This window comes from Myxococcus sp. CA033, assembly GCF_013336625.1.
Lineage (GTDB): Bacteria > Myxococcota > Myxococcia > Myxococcales > Myxococcaceae > Myxococcus > Myxococcus llanfairpwllgwyngyllgogerychwyrndrobwllllantysiliogogogochensis.
Window position 1 is genome coordinate 1 of record NZ_JABUMU010000057.1, and the last position, 2,595, is coordinate 2,595.

Annotated in this window: 2 protein-coding genes; one reads left to right on the top strand and one right to left on the bottom strand. The window is 62.2% G+C overall.

Annotated elements, in window-relative coordinates; genetic code table 11:
• Positions 1–284: 284 nt before the first annotated feature.
• Entirely contained in the window at positions 285–1,424 is a 1,140-nt protein-coding gene (locus HUA78_RS45575; RefSeq protein WP_174479114.1) for a hypothetical protein, read from the top strand.
• A 199-nt stretch (positions 1,425–1,623) separates the two neighbouring features.
• On the opposite strand, the gene HUA78_RS47970 is transcribed toward HUA78_RS45575, so the two are convergent.
• Positions 1,624–2,454: a hypothetical protein gene (locus tag HUA78_RS47970; RefSeq protein WP_174479115.1), complete on the bottom strand. Its 831-nt coding sequence runs from the start codon at positions 2,452–2,454 to the stop codon at positions 1,624–1,626.
• Between the last annotated feature and the right edge of the window lie 141 nt (positions 2,455–2,595).

Genomic DNA, 2,595 nt, shown 5'->3' on the forward strand with positions numbered 1-2,595 from the left:
GATGACCGCCGCTACCTCGACATGGCCCTGCTGACTTCAAACCCAGACACCGCTGAATGAATCCGCCAAGGAGCCTTCCTCCCCCGTTCCCCCTCCGAACCAACTACACACGATTCGGGACTTGACCCCGTGCGACGCCGCCGTCCGCCTCCATGCGCTCGCCCACCGTCGCGCGCATGACTCGGCAGGGTAGTGAGCGACACCAGCGGAGCCTCTCGGCGCCCTCTAGTCCGAGGTCCTCCGCTCGTGACAATGAGGGTGCCTGGAATTGCTAAGGTGCGGACATGCATTCCAACGTGCGTCGGGCTCGAGGAAGCGTGCTGCGTGCCCTGGTGTGGTTTGTCAGCGGGATTCTCCTGCTGGCCGTCATCGCGATGGTCGCGTTCGATTGGTTCACGCGCGCGAAGTACGAGCCCACTCTCGATGCGATGCGACAGGAAGTCACTGCGCACGTGGACCTCTTCTGTCAGGAGCAGACGAAGCTCGCCGCCGACCCGTGGTTCCACGAACCGCGCACCGAGGGCGACGCGGGGCCGCTGCTCAACCGCTGGGCGGAGTGGGACCGCCCAGGCCCGTCGATGCCCGCGGACTCACCCCTCCAGCTTCCCGCGCACCTGAAGGAGAAGAAGACGCTGGAGGAATGGTTCGCGGCCAACCCCGACCTGTCCGCGCTCGACTTCAACTGGATGCGCGAGCTCATGCGGTTCGACCGGTGGGATATCCGCCAGAACCTTCCATTCAAACAGGAGGAGCCGTTCGACCTGATGACGGTCCCCTTTCCGAACTTCATCGTGCTGATGGAGTGGTCCAAGCTCCGGCTCCTCCAAGGCATGCGGACCGGACAGCCCTTGGAGGCGGCCAAGGACGTGCGTCACCTCGCGTGGCTGTCGTATCGGACGGACACCCTGATCGGTTCGATGATCGCCTATACGCTTCTCGGGCTGGAGCGCACGGCACATGCACTGACGAAGCAACCTCCGTCGGAATGGCGACCGATGAGCCAGGAGCAAGGCGAGCGCCTGCGCGCCGTGTTCTGGGCGAGCAAGTCGTTCTCCAATATCACCACGCCCGTGGAGGTGGCCCGGAAGGCGCGGAGCTGCGGATCGGGCATCTCGCGCTGCCTTGGACTGGTCGAGGCCAGCAATATGGCGAAGCATCTCCAGCCCCTCGCGGAGCCGTCGTATCGCGAGGCCTACGCGGAGTTCGAGAAGGAGATGGCGACGCCCTGCCCCACCTCGGTGTTGATCACGCAGTGGCAGCACGGCGGCACCATCGAAGATCACCCGCCCAGCAGTGGCTCAATGCCAGACCAGGCAGGCTGGATGCGCAGTCTCCCCGGGCGATATTTCGCAAAGCACATCGCCGGAGTCCTGCTGACCGTCGCGAACCAGGACATCGACCTGCTCAAGAAGCTCCCTCAGTGACAGGCCACTCCGGCCTCGGCTGAAACCGCGCCTTGACTGGCTCAAGGCGCGTCCTTGCCAAGCTCGCGCGAGCCCGCGCACAAATTCCTCGGCCGTAGTCCCCTGCCAAGGTGAGTTGAAGACGAAGTCCTGGCGGATTGCGGTGTTGCCCTCCTCTGACACAACTTCAGGGCGCGCTGGTCCTTTGGCCTGCTGTTCTTCACTGGCTGTGAGACTCGCTATTCACACCCTGCGCTGATCTGCCCACGATCCCAGGGACATTGATGGGCGACAGCCGGGTGCTCCGAGTCCCGTCTCCCAAAGAACCAGAGCCGTTGTAGCCCCACGCCCAGAGAGTACCATCCTCTTTCTGTGCCAAGGAATAGTTACTGCCTGCCTCCAGCGCCCACCCATTTATAAAATCAGGAACCAGGGTTGGCACCAAGCGCGCAATGGTCGTTCCATCGCCCAGTTGCCCATTCACGTTGGGTCCCCATGCCCAGACGGTACCGTCAACTCTTAGTGCCAGACAGTGCGAGCCATGTGCCGATAAGGACGTCACATCCGTGAGGTCCAGAACGCGGGTAGGTGTCAGCCGCTCAGTAAGCGTTCCATCTCCCATCTGGCCGAAAGCGTTCCCACCCCAGGACCAGACAGTGCCGTCTGACTTCAACACCATGGAGTGCGAACTGCCCGCCGCCAGGTCGACCACGTCTGTGAGGTCTGGTGCCTGGGTAACCGTCCGCGAACCGATGCTCGTTCCATCACCCAAGTACCCCTCCCCCCAAGTCCAGACGGTCCCATCTTCCTTCAACGCCAGTGAAAAGTAGTAGCCCGCAGCCAAAGCTTGAATGCCCGTGAGCCCTGGAACCTGCGTTGGCGGAACTTCTCGATTCGCTGTTTCAAACCCCAACTGCAAGGAGGCGTTGTAGCCCCAAGCCCAGACAGTTCCGTCCGACCTCAGAGCAAGCGAGTGCACCACTCCAACTGCAACCGCGCGCACACTCTCAAGACCAGGAACCTGGATGGGTGTCAGTTGCTGAATATCCACCGTCTCTACACCTAAGAGCCTCTATCAAATGTGAGGATAGAGGCTTCGGAAGAGCATGACGCAGCAGCCGAGGACGAGGAAGCCGAAGTGGACGTCGTCCCTGCGCTCGTCACGGACACGGAGCCGACGAAGTTGATTTTT

What these genes read in the sequence shown, in the direction of transcription:
- HUA78_RS45575 (WP_174479114.1), top strand. Translation starts at nt 285, where the DNA reads ATGCATTCCAACGTGCGTCGGGCTCGAGGAAGCGTGCTGCGTGCCCTG.